Annotated in this window: 11 protein-coding genes; 7 read left to right on the forward strand and 4 right to left on the reverse strand. The window is 44.5% G+C overall.

Annotation, left to right across the window (positions count from 1 at the left end; genetic code table 11):
• The first annotated feature begins 43 nt into the window (after positions 1 to 43).
• The 6 genes from rplS to AAA939_RS06925 all read left to right on the forward strand — a co-directional run bounded on the left by rplS (position 44) and on the right by AAA939_RS06925 (position 7505).
• Complete coding sequence (gene rplS, locus AAA939_RS06900) at positions 44 to 400, forward strand: 50S ribosomal protein L19 (RefSeq protein ID WP_338208183.1); 357 nt, start codon at positions 44 to 46, stop codon at positions 398 to 400.
• 329 nt (positions 401 to 729) lie between these two features.
• The gene (locus AAA939_RS06905; protein WP_338208184.1) at positions 730 to 1986 is read left to right on the forward strand and encodes a hypothetical protein; all 1257 of its coding nucleotides are present in this window, start codon (positions 730 to 732) and stop codon (positions 1984 to 1986) included.
• Positions 1987 to 1997: 11 nt separating this feature from the next.
• Complete coding sequence (locus AAA939_RS06910) at positions 1998 to 3161, forward strand: amidohydrolase (protein ID WP_338208185.1); 1164 nt, start codon at positions 1998 to 2000, stop codon at positions 3159 to 3161.
• 122 nt (positions 3162 to 3283) lie between these two features.
• Positions 3284 to 4150: an SPFH domain-containing protein gene (locus AAA939_RS06915; protein ID WP_338208186.1), complete on the forward strand. Its 867-nt coding sequence runs from the start codon at positions 3284 to 3286 to the stop codon at positions 4148 to 4150.
• 156 nt (positions 4151 to 4306) lie between these two features.
• Positions 4307 to 6049, forward strand: coding sequence for a hypothetical protein (locus tag AAA939_RS06920; protein ID WP_338208187.1), 1743 nt, complete (start codon positions 4307 to 4309; stop codon positions 6047 to 6049).
• Positions 6000 to 7505 (forward strand): hypothetical protein, encoded by a 1506-nt coding sequence (locus tag AAA939_RS06925; RefSeq protein ID WP_338208188.1) that lies wholly within the window; start codon positions 6000 to 6002, stop codon positions 7503 to 7505. The genes AAA939_RS06920 and AAA939_RS06925 overlap by 50 nt, the downstream gene beginning before the upstream one ends.
• A gap of 359 nt (positions 7506 to 7864) precedes the next feature.
• Here AAA939_RS06925 and AAA939_RS06930 read toward each other — a convergent pair whose 3' ends face one another.
• Positions 7865 to 10255, reverse strand: a complete 2391-nt coding sequence (locus AAA939_RS06930) for an NAD(P)H-dependent oxidoreductase (RefSeq protein ID WP_338208189.1) — start codon at positions 10253 to 10255, stop codon at positions 7865 to 7867.
• A 161-nt stretch (positions 10256 to 10416) separates the two neighbouring features.
• Here AAA939_RS06930 and AAA939_RS06935 point away from each other — a divergent pair, with 161 nt between their 5' ends.
• The gene (locus AAA939_RS06935) at positions 10417 to 11334 is read left to right on the forward strand and encodes a LysR family transcriptional regulator (protein ID WP_338208450.1); all 918 of its coding nucleotides are present in this window, start codon (positions 10417 to 10419) and stop codon (positions 11332 to 11334) included.
• A gap of 137 nt (positions 11335 to 11471) precedes the next feature.
• Here the strand turns inward: AAA939_RS06935 and AAA939_RS06940 are convergent, their stop codons facing one another.
• The 3 genes from AAA939_RS06940 to AAA939_RS06950 form a co-directional block, all read right to left on the reverse strand.
• On the reverse strand, positions 11472 to 11783 hold the full coding sequence (locus tag AAA939_RS06940; protein ID WP_338208190.1) for a hypothetical protein: 312 nt from the start codon (positions 11781 to 11783) through the stop codon (positions 11472 to 11474).
• Positions 11784 to 12043: 260 nt separating this feature from the next.
• Complete coding sequence (locus tag AAA939_RS06945) at positions 12044 to 15154, reverse strand: MucBP domain-containing protein (RefSeq protein ID WP_338230650.1); 3111 nt, start codon at positions 15152 to 15154, stop codon at positions 12044 to 12046.
• A gap of 188 nt (positions 15155 to 15342) precedes the next feature.
• Positions 15343 to 18462 (reverse strand): MucBP domain-containing protein, encoded by a 3120-nt coding sequence (locus AAA939_RS06950; RefSeq protein WP_338208192.1) that lies wholly within the window; start codon positions 18460 to 18462, stop codon positions 15343 to 15345.
• Between the last annotated feature and the right edge of the window lie 248 nt (positions 18463 to 18710).

Raw genomic sequence — 18710 nt, forward strand, 5'->3', positions numbered from 1 at the left:
TGACCAGGCTGTCACGAATGTCGGCGAAAGGAAGATACAAATTATGCGTCAAAACCAATTGATCGAAAAGATCACCAATGACCAACTCCGGACAGATATCCCTGATTTCCGTGCCGGTGATACGGTTCGTATTCACGCCCGTGTTGTTGAAGGCACTCGTGAACGGATCCAATTATTCGAAGGTGTCGTAATCAAGCGTCACGGTTCAGGAATCAGCGAAACTTATACTGTTCGTAAGATCAGTAACGGTGTCGGTGTTGAACGGACTTTCCCATTACACACACCTCGGGTTGCTGCCATTGACGTTGTACGTCAAGGTCGTGTACGTCGTGCTAAGTTATACTACTTACGTGACTTACATGGTAAAGCTGCACGTATCCCAGAACGTCGCCGCAACTAAATTACAATGTAATCAGTTTGAATTAGTGGCGTAAGCCTTGATTCAAATGCAGAAACGACTAACTGAATTTTCAGTTAGTCGTTTTTTGTTATCTATAATTTGAAATTGAAAACGTCAGGATAGTTTGTCCAATTTTTGATTTGGATTCTTAATGAAAGGGTGGGAAAAAGAATTGTAATTAAAGATGAAACCGTTTTAAAAATGGCTTTAGTCGGATATTAGCTAAAGGGGTCGTAATTAAGTTAGCAATCTGTTAGATTATGATTAAAATATAATTAGAAAAATGAATGACCAACTAATTATAAATAATTCTATGGAGTGTGATGCTTATGGCTGCAATTATTGCGCTAATGACTGTTATGGGTTTTATCATGGTAGGTGAATGGGTTTCAACCCGTTCTCGGGCCTTCATCCCGTCAGTTTTCATTACGGCTGTGCTATTTTTGATTGGATTCTGGACGATCGTACCGAAAAACGTTGTTCCCCAAGCTTCCTTTGGGACTCAGTTCATCGCAATTACGCAAGCAGTTTTGTTAGTCCACATGGGGACTCTCATGGACTTGAAACTATTACTTAAACAATGGCGGGCCGTGACCATCGCCTTAGCCGGTGTAATTGGCACCGTAGTCCTCGCGATGGGTGTTGGGAGCCTGCTATTTAGTTGGCATACCGTTGTCGCAAGTGTACCACCGTTGACCGGTGGCTTGGTTGCTGCCTTCTTAATGACTTCTGGGTTAAAAGCTCAGGGGATTACCGCCTTAGTTGCTTATCCGGTCGCAATGTTCGTTGTACATAGTATGCTCGGCTACCCACTGACGTCATGGATGTTAAAGCGCGAAAGCAAACGCCTCCTCGTGAAATATCACGCCAATCCAGTACCAGTTGTCGCCGTTGACGATGCCAAAGTTGCCCGGGCGACGAACAACACGACCGCCCAAGTGACGGACAGTGCGCGTGACAACGAAACGGCAATTGCACCAAGCAAAGCATTTTCTCGGTTTAAGTTACGGCGCTGGCAAATTTCCGATGCCTACGATACACCAGCCTTTATGTTATTTAAGGTCGCCATCGTCACGGCATTGGCAGAATGGGTCGCAAGTTTATTACACGGCACCATCAATGCATTTATCGTCTGCTTGGTCTTCGGTGTTGTTGCTCACCAATTTGGTTTCCTAGAAGATTCCGTTCTTGAAAAAGCGGGCGTATTCCATTGGTTAATGTACGGCCTATTAGCCTACATCTTCTCAAACTTAAGCATTGTTAAAGTCAGCATGTTATCAGGAATCTTGGTTCCAATCGTTACCTTGATCATCTTAGGTGTTCTCGGCATGTTCTTAGCTTCCGCCGTATTAGCAAAGCCATTAGGATTCAGTCGTGAAATGGCTTTTGCTAGCGCGCTGACCGCGTTGTTTGGCTTTCCAGCCGACTACATTGTGACCCACGAAGTTGTTAGTATCATGGGTTCCACTGACAAAGAGAAGAAGTACTTACTCGATAACATGCTACCAAAGATGTTAGTTGGTGGGTTTGCGACCGTGTCAGTCGCGTCGGTAATTATTGCATCGGTATTCTTGAAGATTTTGTAGGGGGCATTTTTATGACAACAACTGATTTAACGACTTGGATGACGGGGTTACGTCATCAGATTCACTCATATCCGGAACTTGCACTACACGAAGTGAAAACGACCGCGCTAATTAAGAAAACGTTGACGGATCTAGGCGTTCGCGTTTTACCCTATCCCGGGGCGACCGGGGTGGTGGCTGAAATCGGTCACGGTGAACCAACCGTCGCGTTACGGGCGGATATTGACGGGTTACCCGTCTTGGAAAAATCCGCGTTGCCATTTGCTTCCACGGTAAAGGGCCATATGCACGCTTGTGGGCACGATTTCCATACCGCAGCGTTATTAGGTGGCGCACGGTTACTAAAAGCGCACGAGGCCGAATTAAACGGCACCGTCCGATTGATTTTTCAACCGGGTGAAGAAGGACACGTCGGGGCGAAGCTCATGATCAAAAATGGCGTGTTAAACGGCGTCCAAGCCATTGCGGGGTTCCATAATCAGCCAGATATTCCGGTAGGGACGCTGGCACTGAAGACCGGGCCGATGATGGCTAGCAATGATAACTTTGACGTCACCATTAAGGGCCACGGTTCCCACGCGGCGATGCCGGAAGCGAGTCACGACCCCATTGTTACACTGGGGGAATTGATTACGGCGTTGCAGACGATTCGTAGTCGTAACATTGCGCCGGATGCGCCGTTAGTGTTGACGTTGGCATCAGTTCAAGCCGGGACGACGTTTAACGTCATTCCCGATTCAGCGGAGTTCAAGGGGACCATTCGGACGTTCAGCGCGGCTAACCGGCAATTGGCCAAGGAACGGTTCTACGACATTGTTGAGGGCGTGACCAAGATGAATGGTCAGACGACGGAAATCAAATGGGACCGCGGCCCAAGCTGTGTCAATAACGATGAAACGTTAACGGACGTGCTGGCGAAAGCGTTGGCTGACACCGTGACCATCGTACCGGCGCATCCTTGCAATGCGGACGATGATTTCGCGTTGTACCAAGAACGGGTCCCTGGCTTTTACGGCTTCCTTGGTTCGGGCGGGACCGGTGTTTTACATCAGTCCAACTACAGTTGCGACGATGCCGGCCTGATTTACGGGGCGAAGTTCCACTTGATGGCTGCAAAGGCAATGTTAGCAGCCGTTTCAGCGGGGGTATTAAATCCGGTTGACCAGGCGGTTTAAAAAATAGATCACGATGCAAAAGACGTTTCACTGGCAAAGTGGGACGTCTTTTGCATCGTTGTAGAGTCAAACCTGAGCGGGGACGCATGTTATAATAAGAGGCATTAAAGGGGTGACCATCATTGAAAGAAAAACAAGTTTTTCATATTAATGGGTACATTGGATTAGTCCTAGCAGTCTTATTCGTGCTGGTCGGAGGATGGCTCGTTTGGCTTGGCGCGACTGGGGATCAGTTTTTTAACGTGATTTTAGGGGCGTTGCTGATCATTATCGCGGCGTTTGGGGCAAGTTCGCTTACGATCGTGGGCCCAAATGAAGCACGGGTGTTAACGTTTTTTGGGAAATACATTGGGACGATTCGTGATTCGGGGCTATTTATGACCGTGCCACTAACTAATAAATTTGCAATTTCACTGCGGGTGCGTAACTTTAATAGTGCCATTTTGAAGGTGAACGATTTACGCGGGAACCCGGTCGAGATTGCCGCAGTTATCGTGTTTAAAGTGGTCGATACGAGTATGGCGCTGTTTGCGGTGGATGACTACGAACAATTTGTGGAAATTCAGAGTGAATCGGCTATTCGGCACGTGGCGTCTGAGTATCCTTACGATACGTTTGATGATAAGGAAAAGGTCACGCTGCGGAGTAACCCAACGGAAGTTTCGGACCGCTTGACGGAAGAGCTACAGGAACGCCTGAACGTAGCCGGGGTGGAAATCGTGGAAACTCGTTTGACCCACTTGGCTTACGCGACGGAAATTGCGAGTGCGATGTTGCAACGGCAACAGTCATCCGCTATCTTATCTGCACGGAAGGTGATCGTCGAAGGGGCCGTATCGATTACTGAGGAGACGATTCAGCGGTTAGAAGAGGATACTGGCATGACGTTATCAGATGAAAAAAAGATCCAGTTAATTAATAATTTGATGGTCACGATTGTATCGGAACGTGGGTCACAGCCGGTGATTAATACGTCGAATGTGAATTAATATCATTTGAATAACATAAACATTGCAGGACTGGGCTAGTTTTAGTGGCCCAGTTTTTTTGTATATCACATGTTTAGGATAAAAATGAATAATCGAGGGATTGTGTAAGCGCTATTATAGTATAATAATTTATATATAAATATAGAGGGTGTTTGCATGAAATCAGAACAATTTTTGACACAAAAACTGAGCTCATTACAAAATGAGTTTGAGTTAGCCGGGATAAAAGCATATGACTCAGAACAGTTGCAAGGTAAAAAGAAGAAGCAGTTGACCAACGCAGCTAAAGTAATTGGTGCGGGAATCAATCAAAATTTAATTACCGCTGTTTTGGATTCGACAATATTTGGTAGTGGTAAAGAAGGCGCTGTATTTACGGGAAAATGGTGCATGATTAGAGGAACATTTGGTGACCCTAGCGGAAAAATTGATTTAGCGCGCCTGCAAAGTACTGATTATGTGATTAATACGTCGACAAATGATAAAGGAAAAGAAGTTAAAGAATATCGGCTTGAATGGAAATACCAAGATGATGATGAGGAAGCTGAAGCACACTATTTATCAACGAGTACAAAGACTGATGGTGACGTACTAGCGTGTGTTGATAAGGTTTTAAATGATTTTAATGAAAATGCTGATAGTGAAAACATTCAAGAAACGGATCACGGTCAGACTTTGACGGATTTAGGGGAGGACGCTGTATTTCAGTACCTAAAGATAATTTACCTTTATTTAGTTGGCCCAGAAAATAATTTTGGCGATCATGAATTACGCAACTACACAATGTTACAGAGCCAATTAAATGTATCGAGCGAAATGGACCAGCGGTTAAGAGTATATAGAATGGGATCAGAACATGAAACGCTTGAAACTCAAGTAGAGGCTTTAAAAACATTTATTCCAGAAGGTAGTCAACCCACAATTTTTCAATCTTTAGTCAATGATATTTTATCAACATTTAGTGATGATGATCTTGCTGGCTGGGAAGAAGAGCCCAAGTTGGCAACTGTCTTGCAAGTAACAAATGTAAGTTCAGACCAAGCCAAGTTTTTTGCCCGTAACCAGCAATTAACTAGACGACAATTAAATGAAAAGTTAACTGACAATGAGGTCAAAGAACTAACTAAAAAGTTAGCAGCCTCTGGTGCCTCTGTCGGAGCGTCACTTCTGGCATTAGCAGTGACTGGTGCCAGTGTAGGTGCATTTGGTGAAGCGGGGATTGGAACCCTTGCATTTATGACGATGAGTACGGGGGGCTTAGGGCTTGCCGTCGTAGGAATTGGTGCTGCTAGTGTAGCGGCGTACAAGGGTGTTGAATACTTAACAAATTCGCAGAAGTCGAAATATGCATATCGAAATGAACTTTTACAGGCAGAAGTTATTAAGCTATCTAATTCTCAACAAATTATTATGAAAGATATTAATTATTTGACCGATAAGATTGCTGATGAAATGAGTAAGAATGAAAGTAATGAAGTTAAGCTGGAAAGAGCAGAACGTTGGATTGCTAGTGTTAGAAATCGTTCAAAAGTAGGAACAAAGATGGATCAAGAGCGTATTTCGGCTAATCGTGAACAACTCATTTCAGAAATACCAGTACAAATTGATCGTGAAAAATTACATGATTTGGTACAGTCACATACGTTTGGTAACGAAATTGAAACTCAAATTTTAGGACTTTATGACGATGAGGATAATTTACAAGCTAACTTATCGGTACGTAGCCTAAGTATGTTGTTAAATCGTTTAAATAGTATTGAATACACTAAAGCAGTTACAATGGCCAATACTAAGGTTGCCGGTAAAAAAGTTAAAGGAATGGCAAATACATTTATGAAGAGGTACACGGATGACAAATCAGAACAACAAGATGACGAATCTGAACAGCAACCTGAATAAAACAGCAGAAGTATTGTCAGTAAACCAGGATGAATCTGAAAAGGCACTGCATCGGACACAAGAATTGACGTCGATGGTTGATGAATTATCAGAAAAAAATGATAATCAAGCTGAACGTTTGGATGATTTATTGGATTCATTAGATGATATAGATATTGATGATTTAAATCTTAATGATCTTGAGGATTACGATGAAGAGATTCCGGTGCTTAATGAAAAAGTTGATTTGAAACCATTAACGTACATGCAAACGAGTCATGATTTTGATACTTTAATTGAGCAAAGCGAAGAATACGCCGAAAAATGCAATTTAGACCTAAGTAATCCGTACTTATCTGGGCTGAGTGAAGTTGAAATCAATCAATTAAGCACGAGATTGAGTGAAAAATATGAGTTGACGAGACTGGATAAATGGGACTATGCGTTTGCTGGTGTTGTTGGCATTATCGGTGGCTTAATGGATGCCTTCTTAGTAGGGTCAGTAACTGATGGCAATAATCCAAAAACAGTTGATGAGCAAGGCCGACTGAGCAAAGGTGTCGATAACGTTTATCAAACATTTGTTAAAAAGTATGCTTCGTTTGAATCCGGTAAAGAAATGGATTCTCCAAGTCAAGCAATCCGGTGGTTGGAAAAGCACCATAAAGTGTCATATGATGCCTCGAACAACGGCAAAGTAATTGAGGGCGTCGTTAAAAATATGAACCCCGCTAACCATCATTTATTATCAATGGCTCATGATCCTGGTCCTTTGGGGCTAATTTCTGGTATTTTGGATCAAATGGATGGTAAGAGTACTTTTCTGAGTGGTGGACAACTGGTTCGCGTCGTCACAGACTCTGCAGAGTCAAGAGCTGTGACTAGCCAAACAGGTCCAACAAAAGTAATTGCAGCGGCGCAAAATTGGTTTGGCCATGTTTGTTCGGATGTTTCGGGTGCAAGTGGTAGTAAAGGGCGTGGTGCAGGGTTACCCGCACCTTTCTATGAACTGACACAAAAATTGAATTTTGGTAGTGTAAATATTAAGGGTGACAATAAAAGTTTTGCGGAGGTTTTTGAATGGCTCTACAAACAAGGTTTGGATTGTCGGGCCTTTACTGCCCAAGCGATACCCGTTATCATAATGGAAACACTGGTACGTTTATATTGGGTTTATAAGAATCATTTTTACTATGGAAAGACTTGGAAAGAAAGTATACCAATCGCAAACAAAATGGATTTACAGAAATTAATATTAACTGCAACGGCAACTTTTGAAACGGTTGACATAGCAGATAGCATTATTCAAAATGGGGCCGGTGTCCAAGCTTTACTGCGTATTAATTTTGTTGGAATTGTAGATATGTCGTTCAGATCGTTTCAGGTATTGCGTAGCACTGTCTCAAAAGGTAAGCGTATTCAAAAATTAGATAGTGACTTGCAAGTTGAATGGACGCGTATTTACCAAACAATTTAAGCGTGGTTGAGCCTCATTATTAGGTTATTGTTCTGTTATGAGTGCTTTTTAAGAATAGCCGATTCGTTATCACCACGTATAAGAGATTCTGTTTTTAAGACGTTTAGTCATGGTAAATTAGTCAGTATGACTAAATCACAGATTCAGAAAGTTTTGTAAAGGTGATGAATTTAAGGACTTATTGCGCTAGAAGAAAATTAATTAAAGTTGAGAAAAAACAAGTAAAGCCGCAACCTGCAATCGATTGATTGTGTGGTTACGGCTTCATTTGTTTTTTAAGTCCTGAAAATTAAATTTACTGGAAAGGTGTGACAATCCGATTTAAATCTCATCTACATTTAAGCGGTTTAAAAATCTGATTATTCACTGACTTTAGCAAGTGCATTTTTAACAGCACTCTTTAGTGCTCGACTTGAAGCGGAGGCACCTGAAATACCGTCGACATCATAGGTGTTATTAGCCACCATATTTTTAGGTAGTTCCTCAACAGCTTTTAACCCAAAGTCTTCACTTTCGTTTTGTTCAATAACTTCGACATCTTTGATCTTACCATCGTCGTAGGTGACCCGAACAACAACGCGACCGCCAATTCCTTGGTCGCTAACGCCCAAGTATTGATTTGGTTCCAAATCGATGTCATCAAGGTTGGTTTGTGCAAGGTCGTTTTGTGGCGTAACACTAGCGATTTTACTTGGTTCAGCATGATTATCTGAAGTAGCAGTGTCACTCTTGGGCTTGGCCGCATTTTCGCCAGCAATTTTACCAAAGATGAGGCATTCTGCTAAGTTATTACCACCTTGATACAGATTGGTGTTAATCCCACCTAATTCACCGGCACCGTAAAGATGGGGCACAGGTTCACCATTTAAGCCAATGATTTCTGCATTCGCGTTTCGTTTTGGCCCACCTTGCGTGTTGAGCATCGTATGGGTTAACGCGGCTGCATAGAAGGGGCCGTTGTCAAATTTTCGCATGGATGATGGTTCACGGTGGTACTCATAATCTTTTCCTTGTTCAGCAAATAAGTTGAAGTCGGTCACAGTATTGACGAGGTTGTCCGAATCAACATTGAGCTTTTGTGCCAACTGCTTGATGCTATCGGCCTTAACTAGTGTGTCCAAGAAATCAGAATAAGGGATGTTTTTATTAGCCTTGATCTGTTCTAACTGAGCCTGATCAAAAATCAAGTATGGATGCAGGTTTGCACGAGGGATACGCCATGTCCCGTGGTCCCAAATATGACCGTGACGGCATTCTTCGTCTTCTTTGAAGTAACGGGTCGCATCGTCCGCAATGGTTAAAATACTCCCGGTATATAGGTCTGGCCAGTAGTCGAGAATCAAGCGCGCACGTTTGCCGTCTGGAACCTTAAAAGCGAGTCCGTGAAGGAAGCCAACCGCTTCGTAGTTATGCATATGCCATAACTTAGCGCCAACTTCGGAGGCCATTCGAATACCATCGCCACGGTTATAAAGGGTGCCGAGTGGTGACAACTTTGCTTCGCCAAGGTAATCTTGGATTTGTTCTTTATTATTTTCAAAGCCACCAACGGTTAAAACGACCCCATTTTTCGCACGAACGTTGTAAGTTTCTCCGTTACGTTCGATTTGTGCACCCAAAACAACTTTACTGATTGGATCTTGAATTAAATGCATTGCCCGGGAGTTTAACCAAATATCAATTGAATCCGAACGATCAATTACTTTTTGGCGAATGATTTTCCAAAGTGCCGCGTCAAAGATCCCGTTATGCACGGTCAAAGCGTCCGTTGAATCCGCGCCAGCAAGTTCTGGGAATTCTGAGATGACACTTTTGGCAAATGCGGATAACTGACCACCACTGTGCTTGAAACTATACGGTTTAACGTCCAAATAGTTTTGAAGATAGTTAGGAAAATCGACCATTTTTTCAACGAAAATGTCGATCATTTTTTCGTCGAGATCAAATGGTGCGGTCATGGCTTTATAGTAGGCCTTTAGTCCAGAAACATCATCTCCAGAAGCTAAAATTTGAGCAGCGTAGCGGGTGTTACCACCTTCGTGACCAGCGGGTGCGGCATCAACTAATAATACTTTGGCACCACTGTCCGCTGCGTGGCGGGCTGCGGTAGCGCCAGCACCACCAAATCCGAGTACTAATGTGTCATAGGTTGTACTCCAAGTGATTTTATCGACATAGTTCATTTCAGTATCCTCCTCAGTTAAATCTGGGACCATTTTATGAATGAAATCTAGATAGTTATCGAAACATTCCGTTAAGAATGTGATAGTTTGTTTATTTTTTAACTTGTGATTGGCATCAAATTCATCCCGACAGTTTCCTAATAAAAATTCATTACCTGGAAGTACTAGCGCGTTAACACCGGGTGAGTCCAAAATCTGTTTTAAATTAGTTTGGGCACGTGAGGTTCCCTGACTGCCATAAGATGCGCCAACGACCATGACGGGTTTGTCTTTAAAGGGATGACTAGTACATGATAGCCATTCAATCATACTTTTTAAGGCAGCTGGAATTGCGTGATCGTATTCTGAAGTTGCGATAATGACACCGTCAGCATCGTTGATTTGTTGTGAGATTTCTTTGACAGATGCTGGGACGTTATGACAATTGTTTTCATTAAAAAGCGGTAATTGATCGATTTCAACGAGATCGATTTTTGCCCGGTCGCTAAAAATACTTTGCATGTATTTTAGTAGAAAGCGATTGAATGAATAGTCAGCATTAGTCCCTGTTATACCAATGAGTTTCATTACTTCACCAGCCTTTGTGTTATTATTAACAAGTCTTGTTAAATTGAGCGTTCCTAATTAGTTCTCCTTCATTATGAAACCGTTTTCTGTTAAAGTAAAAGTACTTATCGGCATATGGCTATAACTGATTAGTTATAGAAAGGGGCCTAATATTGAGTGCGATGAATGATAAATTAAAAGATATTTTGGAAGGCGTTACGAAGTATTCAACGATTACGCAAGTTTCGCAGGCGTGCTACGTCAGTCAGCCCTACATTAGTCGTCTACTAACAGAAACCGAAACCAATTTTGGCACTAAACTTGTTAATCGAAACTTAACGCCGATTAGTCTGACGTATGCTGGGACCCGGGTTTTAGCATACTTACAAGAAGAAGTTTTGATTGATCGGAAAATGCAATCAGAAATGCAACAACTTTCGGAGCATCAGGGTGGTTCATTGACCATAGCCGTGTACCCCGGGTTTGCTAATTTTTGGATGCCACGGTTGTTGTTTAAAATTCAACGCCATTTTCCGGCGCTACACATCAAGATCGTTGAAGAAACGACGAGTATTGCTGAACGTGACCTACCATCTGGAAAAATTGATATTTTTATTGGAAAGGTTATTTACAATGAAAAAATTAATAGTTCAAGTTTAGGGCGGATTCCACTGTATTTAGTGATTCCAGAGTATTCTAAATTATTTAAGCGGGGTCACTTATACCGAGATAGCGTGAGTGATGACATTAAAATCCTGAATGGCGCGCCCTTCATAACCATTTCACAAGAGTCACGGTTCCAAGAAATGATTGATCATTTTTTAAAGGATAACGGGGTTCGGGTTAGAAACGTCGTGGAAGTTCAAAATACGATGTTAGCAACTTTACTCGCTGCAAACGGGGGTGGGTATACAATTACGATGAAACAGATTATTGAGAATCTTCCCAAAATTGGGGACATCAACGGGCTAAAATTACCGATCGATCAATTCTCTTTAGACGTTGGCATTTCGTATTGTGAATCAAGTTCAACGTCTAAGTTTATCAAGGAAACGGTCTCAATAATAAAAGGGGTTGGGTTGAGCGGATTAGGTTGTTGAAGCTTAAAATAATTGATTTAGAGATTAAAGAAAGCGACTCACCGACGAATGATCGTTGTCGGTGAGCCACTATTTTACTGTAAGAAGGCAATTCTTAATCTAAGGAATTCTTTTGCTAGAAAGAATTATATTTATGCTTAAACCGGGTCAGGAGCGGGACTTGCATAATAAAAGAATAAGACTTTGTATACGTTGAAACTATTTGCCACAAAGCCATTAGCTTGAAAATGATAGGGACTAATATCATACTGCTTTCCGCCGGCTCTAAGAGAACTGGTTGGTGTTGTGGATACTTTAGGGTTTACCTTCATGACTGTCCGAAATTGTCCATTTATTAACATGTTCATTTTGATTGCATTTATAGGTGACGTTGCGAGTATTAAAGTTGTTACAATGAAAATACCTAGTACCGCAATTATCGATTTCAACCAATGCTTACGCTTGATCATGGAAACTTACCACCTTACTAAGGCTAAATTATTTAGCTAAAATTCCAGTTAACGTCGAATACCCATCTTAACAAATCCGGATTGGCGAATTTGTTAAGGGACTATAGCAAATTACGTTGGTCACAGACATCTAAATACTAGCTAGTACCTTCAGTATACTAGGCCTTGTAAACACTTTCGAGTGCTTTTGTTCCAAATAAAGTACCGCCATCCCCTTGAGGTGAACATTAAGGGGATGGCGGTACTTTATTTATGATTAATTAAAAACGTTTGAAAAACTTGACGCCTAAACCAATTAATCCTAGTAGGCCAGCAACGGCAATCCAACGAGTGCGGGATTCGTTAGTTGCTGGGAGGGCTTTATCAGTTGTTGACTTTGTTTGAACCTTTGCCGTCGTCACCGTTTTAATTGGTGACGTTGGTAGGGGCTTGGTTGTTTCTGGCTTCTTAGATGGTGTACCAGGCTGGTCGGGTTTAACCAAGTCCGGCTCACCGGATGGGTCTGTGGGGAGGACTGGAGGCTCAGTCGAATTGCCGTCGCCATCACCGTTATCACCACTATCGGGAGCCGCTTGCACGTGCAAGCGAACGAGTAAGGTTTGGCCATCGGTGGTACTCAAAGTAACGGGATAGGTGCCAACTTTATGACGATTAGTTTGACTAAGGTCGACGCGCACACTCAAAGCTTGACCATGTTTATCCTGCGCCACGGCTTTGAAATCACTGGCCGTCGGTGCTGGGCCGTCCACGACCATCGTAAAGTCCTGCCCGGTTAATTTCCGGTGATCCTTGTCAGGAGTCTGTTGCTGGTAAAAGTAACTGACAGTCTGAGCCTGTTCGTTGAACGTTCCGGTAGCGGCACCCGTTGTTTTAACGTGGGTATAGCCGGCAATTGCTTTAACGGCAGTGGTGTACGCCGTCTCTAATGGGCCAGTCAGCGTATCTTGAGGTGCTAAGGTGTGGCCGTCTAAATCCAAATAGTTGACGATTACTTGTCCTAATTTAGCAGCTTGCTTAGCGTACGTTAGTGTAACAGTGGCTGATTTTTCACTAAACTGTCCGGTCAGGCCGCCATCAGCGTGCTGGTATTGGTAATCCTTAAACGTCGGTGGCGTAATGGTATAAGTGGCCGCAATGGTTCCGGTCAATTCAGTATCGGGTGCCAGGGTTTGACCATCGGTAGTTTGGTACTTAACGATGACTTGCCCTTGCTTTTCCTCGGTGGCGTGGTAAATCAACGTGACGGCTTGATCGTCTTTGGCAAAGGTACCAGTTAAGTTGCCTTCAGCATGGTGATACGTGTAACCCGCAATGTTTGGTTGGCTAACGACGTAGGGCGTGTCGACATCGCCAGTTAAACTGGTCGCGGGAGCCAACGTTTTACCCTGATCATCCAAGTAGCTGACGGTAACTTTTCCCTGGGCCACGGCATCCTTGCGGTAAGTTAGGGTAACGGTCTTAGCGGTCGTCGTAAATTGTCCGGTCAGGTCACCTTGAAGGAAGGTATAGCCGTCAATGGCTTTCTTTTCAATTGTGTAATCGGTTGCGACTGGTCCGGTCATCGTCGTGGATTCGGCCAATTGTTTGCCTTGTTCATCAACGTAGTTCACGGTGACCGTTCCTTGAGCAACTTGTTTGCGATAAATGAGATTGACAGATTGACTAGTCGTTGTATAAGTTCCGGTCAGTTGGCCCGATTCAAAAGTATAGCCGTCAATGGTTAATGGTTCGATAGTATAGGCGCTACCGAGTTTGCCCATCATGGTTGTCGGCTTAGCTAGAACGTGACCGTCGGAATCAAGATAGTTTACAGTAATACTACCCTCGGTTGGAATTTTGCGGTAAGTCAACGTGACGGTCTGGTCGCTGCTAGTGAACGTGCCAGTTAAGTTACCGGATAAGTAATTGTAGCCGTCAATGGCTTGTGGCTCAATCTCGTAGCTGGTTCCTAAGTCGCCCGTCATTGTCTTTGATGGCGCAATGGTTGTGCCCGCTTCATCTTGATAATTGACGGTCACTTGTCCCTGTTTGGCATAATTGAGCGTAATGGTCTGTGCGGTGCCACTGATGGTACCCGTAAGTGGCACGTCATCTTGAGTGCCCTGATAAGTGTAGCCCGCAATGTCCGGTGGCGTTATGGTGAACGGATCGTCGATTGCACCCGTAATCGTGGTGGCTGACTTGATTGGGTGAGTCGGGTCATCCTGATCGACATAGTTGACCGTTACTGGCTCAGCGGCTTTAGGTTGCCAAACGAAGGTGTCAACCGCGGGGGTGCTGTTCCCATCGTAGATCGATACCAATTGGTCAGTCGTTAAAACCTGGTCCCCATTTGGCTGACTAGCCGTTCCCGTGCCGATGTTTTGCCAATAGCCCGTATATTTATTGGTCTCAGAAACTGAGCGCAGACCGGTGCCAGCAAGCTTGGAATTGGGGCCCAGTTTAATTTCTTTAAGTAGCATGGCACTGTTAAACATTCGCCAAGTCCCACCGTAAGAAGTGCTTAAATTGCGCATGTCAAAAGAGGAGATATCAATGTTGTTGATACCAGCCAGGGTGAACATGCTCTCCATATTGGTGATATGGCTAGTGTTTTGCCAATCGGAAGTGTCAATTGATAGCGCTTGCAATTGATAACCAAAGGTAGCTAGGCTAACTTTGGGCGCCTGAAAATCCCACCCAGATAAATTTAATAGTTTAAATAAACGCTGACTATTGTCATCGAAGGCACCCGCACGACAGAATGTCATGGAGCTACTAGTTAACGAACCGACGTCCCAGTGACTGAGGTCAAGGGTCCCGACTAACGCGGTTGCGAAGAAGGTTCGATCGATGGTCTTAACTTTACTGGTATCCCAGTGTTCGACACCGGTCAAATCCATTAATTGTGAGTCTGCGTAAAATAGATCGTTAAGGTTCGTCGTCCGACTGGTATCGACTTGATCCAGGCCATCAATCTGAGTTAGGTTGCTCAAGCCAGCAAAGAGTCCCGCAGCTGCGGTGTTAAACGTAACTGGTCCGGTGATTTCAATCTTAGTAATTGAGGCGTTGTAAGCTTTCCACGGCGACTTGTCGGTCGTGTTGTTTGCAAAGTCACCGGGGCCAATCGTCAGGGTACCGTCTTGCAATGACCAGGCGCTGGAACCAAACGTTCCCGTGATTGGTTCACTGGTCGTTGTGGTCAAGGCTAAGGACGTCAGATTCTGAGTGGCCAAGGGTGTCACTGGCGTGGATGATTGCGTCAATGAAGAAAAAGGATCAGGTGAGGATGCGTGAACTGATAATTGAGAAAGCGCTGTTATTGTGCTGAAACTTAAAACGACGAGACTGACTGTTTTCCAACGAGTTCTGGATAGTTGGTTGGTAACCATAAATTTTACTCCTTTTAATTTAGTAAATGCGGTTAACAATTAAATCATAGTATATTATGAATGTTGACCAATGTACATTATTCGCAATTGTAATAAATGGGGTATAAAAAAGGCTTTGATTCGATAAAATTGGGTGTTGATAGCTTGTCATCAACACCCAATTTTTGATAAAGCATCATGTAACTGACCTATGATTTAAAACGTTTAAATAAAGCAATCCCTAGTCCGAGTAATCCGATTAAACCCGTAACTGCGACCCAACGAGATCGTTGCTCGCTAGTTGCGGGGAGGACCTTGTCTCTTGTTGACTTTACCTGAGCCCGCTCCGTCGTTGCCGTTTCAATTGGCGACGTGGGTAGTGGGATCGTTGTTTTCGGAACTTCAGTTTTTGAAATACCTGGTTGGTCAGGCTTAACTAAGTCCGGTTCACCCGCTAGGTCAGTTGGAAGAACCGGTGGCTTCGTGGAATTGCCGTCGCCATTGTCGCCGTCTCCGTTGTCACCACCGTCGGGAGCCGCCCGTACGTGCAAGTGAACGATTAACGTTTGACCATCACTGGTCCGCAACGTGACCAGGTAAGTGCCGACTTGGTCAAGCTGTGCTTGAGTGAGATCCACTTCAACCGGTAATGGCTGCCCATTTCTGTCCTGTGCGCTGGCTTTAAAATCGTCAGCCGTTGGGGTTGGGCCATTCACCACCATCGAAAAGTCCTGGCCAGTCAGTTGACGCTGATCGACCTCGGTTGTTGCTGGTTGATAGTAATAGTTGACCGTTTGCGTCTCAGCTGTAAACGTTCCGGTGGGGGCACCCGTCGTTTTGATATACTTGTAACCCGCAATTTGCTTAATGGTAGTCGTGTAGGCCGTATCAATTGCGCCCGTTAAAGTCGTCTTTGGTGCAATCGGTTGCCCGTCCATATCTAAATAATTAACGGTGACTTGTCCGTTGGCAACGGCATCCTTTTGGTAAATCAAGGTAATGGTCGGTGTCGTTGCGCTAAACGTCCCCGTTAACTGGTCACTTGCATGTTGAAAGTGATAGTTTGTAAAGGTCGGTGGCGTAATGGTGTACGCCGAACCAATCGTCCCGGTGAGTTGGGTGTCGTCAGCCAGGGTTTGTCCGTCGCTTGTCTGATATTTGACGTTAACTTGGCCTTGAGGTTCCGGGGTTGCTTGATAAATCAAGGTCACGGTCTGAGGCGCTTTAGTAAATACACCGGTTAGCGGACCGTCAGCGTGTTGGTAAGTGTAGCCGTCAATTGTTAGCTGGCTAACGGCAAACGGGGTATCCACGTCTCCCGATAACGTCTGCGATGGCGCAAGTGTCTTACCCTGATCATCTTGATAATTGATGGTGACCGTTCCCTGTGCGAGCGGGTCTTTGCGGTAGGTCAGTGTGACCGTCTTGTCGGTCGTCGTGAAGTTACCAGTTAATTCACCAGTCAAGAAGGTGTAGCCCGGGATGGCTGCTTTTTCAATGGTGTATTCACTGTCAACGGGGCCGGTCAGCGTTGTTGGCTCGGCAAGCACATGATCTTGTTCATCAACGTAGCGGACGGTCACGGTGCCATGAACAACGTCTTTTTGGTAAATCAGTGTGACCGATTGATTAGTGGCTGTAAATGTTCCGGATAATTGTCCCGATTGGTACGTGTAACCATTAATTGCCGGTGGCGTGATGGTGTAGGCGCTACCAATTTTGCCCGTCATGGTCGTTGGCTTTTCAAGCGTGTGACCTTCATCGTCTAAATAATTAACTGTAATACTGCCTTCAGTTGGGATGGCACGGTAGGTTAAGTTCACGGTTTGTGGGGCTTCCGTAAAGGTTCCTTGAAGGTCACCCGCGACGTAGTCATAACCGGGGATGTCAAGTTGATCAATCGTATACGTGGTTCCCACGTCACCGGTCTTTTTCTGGGCCGGCGCAATCACGTTGCCCGCTTCATCCAGGTAGTTCACTGTGACCTGAGCCTGTTTAGTGTACAGTAAGGTGATGTCCTGAGCAGTCGTGCTAAACGTCCCAGTTAATGCTACGTTACCTTGCGTGTTGCGATAAGTGTAGCCGTCAATTGTGGGCGGGGTGACCGTAAATGGATCATCGATTGCACCCGTAAGTGAGTCCGTTGGGTGAATGACTTGGCTAGGATCGGCCTGATCGACGTAGTTCACCGTCACCGGTTCCCCAGTGTGACGTTGCCAAACGAACGTATCCGTTGCGGGGGTCTGAATTCCGTCGTAGCGGGCGACCAGTTGATTGGTCGTTAACACTAGGTCGCCCTTAGGTTGACGCGTCGTTCCGCTGCCGATATTTTGCCAGTAGCCCGTATATTTATTGTCATTCGGAACCTGGGTGAGATTGGTTCCAGTCAATTTGGAATATGGACCGAGTTTAAGTTCTTTGAGGTTCTCGTTGTTCGAAAACATTTTCCGGGTGCCATCCGTGGAAGTGGGCAAGTGGCGCATGTCAAACGAAGAAATATCAACCTTGGACACCCTTGAATAGTAGAACATGTATTGCATGTCTGAGATGTTACTGGTATTTTTCCAGTCGGAAGTATCAAGGTCGATGTCCGCTAGTTCTTGGAGAAATAGGGCTAGGGAGGCCTTGGGGCTTTTAAAATCCCATCCGGACAAATCGAGCCGTTTAAACTGGGATGTTCCGGTACGTGCAAACGCCAGCGTGGTTCTAGTCAGTGAACTAATGTCCCAATGACTGAGGTCCAGCGTGCCAGTTAAGCCGGTCGTCATGAAGAGGTAGGAAATGTTTTTGACGTTGCCCGTATTCCAGTACTCGATGCCGGGGACGCTTTCTAAGTTAGGGTTGTACGCAAAAAGGTTGGACATGTCGGTCGTCTTGCTGGCATCAACTTTTTCGAGACCATCAATTTGGGTCAGTTTAGGAAAATTCGCAAACAGCGAGTTGGCCGTCGTATTGAGGGTCACTGGGCCCGTGATTTCAATTTTAGTAATCAGGGAGCGGTAGTCAGTCCAGGGAGAACTGTTGACCGCATTATTCGCAAAGTCACCAGTTTCAATAGTCAGCGTATCGTCTTGTAGTGACCAATTACTGGTGCCAAATTGACCCGTGATTGGGTCTTCCTTAGTCGCCGGTGTGGTTAGGTCAAGTAAGGTCGCTGGCGCTGGTAGTGAATCTATTGGCTGGGACTGCGTGACTGAATTGGCTAGTGATAGTGGGGCTGTAAAAGTGGTGGCTTGGGCTGATTGAGCAGTGAGTGTAATGGCGCCGGCACTTAAAAGTACGAGGCCAAGGCCAGTCCACTGGGGGCCGGGATGCCGTTTTGTAAGCATGGGGGCGTTCTCCTTTAGCTGGTTAGTCAGTTTAGTTAACGATTTAAAATCAATTAAATTATAATATGGATAATGACCGGTGTACAACAAATGCTAATGTGAAATATAAAGCATTTGATATGTTGAACATTAAAAATAGATGCTGTATACAATAATACGTGATATCACTGTCCATGTGGTGAAAACAATTTGTGAATTGAGTCGGTGGGACGTGTCATAAGAATCAATATTGATGGTATAGTTGTCAC

The sequence above is a fragment of the Lactiplantibacillus paraxiangfangensis genome (assembly GCF_036246185.1).
GTDB lineage: Bacteria > Bacillota > Bacilli > Lactobacillales > Lactobacillaceae > Lactiplantibacillus > Lactiplantibacillus paraxiangfangensis.

Bases quoted from the DNA above. Each gene is read 5' to 3' on its own strand.
- rplS (WP_338208183.1), top strand. From the start codon at position 44: ATGCGTCAAAACCAATTGATCGAAAAGATCACCAATGACCAACTCCGG.
- AAA939_RS06905 (WP_338208184.1), top strand. From the start codon at position 730: ATGGCTGCAATTATTGCGCTAATGACTGTTATGGGTTTTATCATGGTA.
- AAA939_RS06910 (WP_338208185.1), top strand. From the start codon at position 1,998: ATGACAACAACTGATTTAACGACTTGGATGACGGGGTTACGTCATCAG.
- AAA939_RS06920 (WP_338208187.1), top strand. From the start codon at position 4,307: ATGAAATCAGAACAATTTTTGACACAAAAACTGAGCTCATTACAAAAT.
- AAA939_RS06925 (WP_338208188.1), top strand. From the start codon at position 6,000: ATGACAAATCAGAACAACAAGATGACGAATCTGAACAGCAACCTGAAT.
- AAA939_RS06930 (WP_338208189.1), bottom strand. From the start codon at position 10,255: ATGAAACTCATTGGTATAACAGGGACTAATGCTGACTATTCATTCAAT.
- AAA939_RS06935 (WP_338208450.1), top strand. From the start codon at position 10,417: ATGAATGATAAATTAAAAGATATTTTGGAAGGCGTTACGAAGTATTCA.
- AAA939_RS06940 (WP_338208190.1), bottom strand. From the start codon at position 11,783: ATGATCAAGCGTAAGCATTGGTTGAAATCGATAATTGCGGTACTAGGT.
- AAA939_RS06945 (WP_338230650.1), bottom strand. From the start codon at position 15,154: ATGGTTACCAACCAACTATCCAGAACTCGTTGGAAAACAGTCAGTCTC.
- AAA939_RS06950 (WP_338208192.1), bottom strand. From the start codon at position 18,462: ATGCTTACAAAACGGCATCCCGGCCCCCAGTGGACTGGCCTTGGCCTC.